We start from the raw sequence: 1,522 nt of genomic DNA, 5'->3' as shown, positions 1-1,522 counted from the left end.
CCGAGCCAGCGGCTTTCTCTAGATCGGCATCGTCAAAGACAATGCTGGCCGACTTGCCCCCCAGCTCCAAGGAGACGCGCTTGACGGTCTGTGCTGCCGAGGCCATGATGGCACGCCCCGTTGTGGTTGAGCCGGTGAAGGAGATCTTGCGAACCTGCGGGTGCGCCACCAGCGCCGCCCCGGCCTTGGCTCCCGTGCCCGTGACGACATTAAGCACGCCCTCTGGGAGAATGTCTTTTGCCAGCTCGGCTAATCGCAGCACCGTGAGGGGTGTCCACTCAGCGGGCTTGATCACAGCGGTATTGCCCATCGCCAGTGCGGGGGCGAGCTTCCAGAGCGTGATGACCAGCGGGAAGTTCCAGGGGACGATCAGGCCACAGACCCCGAGCGGCTCCCGAAGCGTCAGCCCCAGCCCGCCAGCCAAACCAACCGTCTCTCCCCGCGCCGTTGAGGCAAGCCCAGCGTAGTAGTCGAGAACCCGCGCCGCGTAGCCGATCTCTCCCCGCGCCGAGCCGATGGGCTTGCCGACATTGGCGCACTCTAGCTGTGCCAGCTCCTCGGCATTGTCACGCATCGCGGCGGCAAGCTTTTGCAGTGCGGCGGTTCGGTCACGCGGCGCCGAGTGGCCCCACTCGCCATTAAATGCGGTTTGCGCTTTTTGTACAGCACGGTCAATGTCTGCCGCGCTGCCCGCAGGAACCGTGGTAATGGTCTGCCCGGTGGCGGGATTGATGATGGGAAGCGAGGTCACTTAAGCTACTTTCTGGAGCTTTGCCCCAAGCGCGGCGCTCTTGTCCGCAGCCTCTATGAAAGCCATGATCTCCCGCTGCTCGGCATAGGGGATGGCGGGCTTTTTGGTCTGAAACATCCCAACAATCGCCTTGAGCATCTCACGGTAGTAGGCGGAGCCGGTAATCGTGTAGGGCTGGTTGCCCTTCTCGTAGTGCGCGACAAAGCCGAAGCCGTACTGCCCGGTGCGTATGCCGCGAAGGGTCGAGAGGTGGCCACTGGGCCAGCGGGCGATAAGCACCTCGCTTGGCTCAGTACGCCAGGATTGTATCTCAACACAGCCCGGTCCAAGAAGCGTGTAGAGCATCTCGACTCCATGGATGCCGTAGTGGAGCAGGCCAGGGTTGCCCTCGTGGAGGGCGCACGGGCCCCAGACCTCGACGGAGAGAATCTTGCCCAGCTCACTTTGCTTGGCGAGCGCGGCGGTGATTTGTGGATCGTAGCGCAGCGACGAGCAGCTCATCAGAGGCGTGTTGTGCTTCTGTGCCAGGGCGATCATCGCATCGGCCTCGCGCTGGCTCCCCGCGAAGGGCTTGTCCACAAACGTGGGAATGCCCGCTTCCAGAAAGGGCTTGGCGCGCTCCAAGTGCCGCGAGCCCTGCTGGGACTCGATCATCACAGCATCGATCTTACCAATCAAATCCGTGGGTTTCTCAACCAGCTCGATCCCGAAGCTTTTAAGCTTCTCCACATAGCCGGGGATGCGCTCGGGCATGATCTTGGAGTCGCCCGG

At 62.6% G+C, this 1,522-nt stretch carries 2 protein-coding genes; both read right to left on the bottom strand.

Annotated elements, in window-relative coordinates; all coding sequences use genetic code 11:
• Positions 1-751 (bottom strand): aldehyde dehydrogenase family protein (locus tag RMO15_RS31845; RefSeq protein WP_309722903.1); only part of this gene is annotated, 751 nt, incomplete at its 3' end.
• Positions 752-1,522: Gfo/Idh/MocA family oxidoreductase (locus tag RMO15_RS31840; protein WP_309722900.1), on the bottom strand; the 771-nt coding region annotated here is incomplete at its 5' end.

This window comes from Armatimonas sp., from assembly GCF_031410135.1.
Lineage (GTDB): Bacteria > Armatimonadota > Armatimonadia > Armatimonadales > Armatimonadaceae > Armatimonas.
Note: the sequence above shows the minus strand (reverse complement) of the source record. Positions and strands in the feature narration are given on the sequence as shown.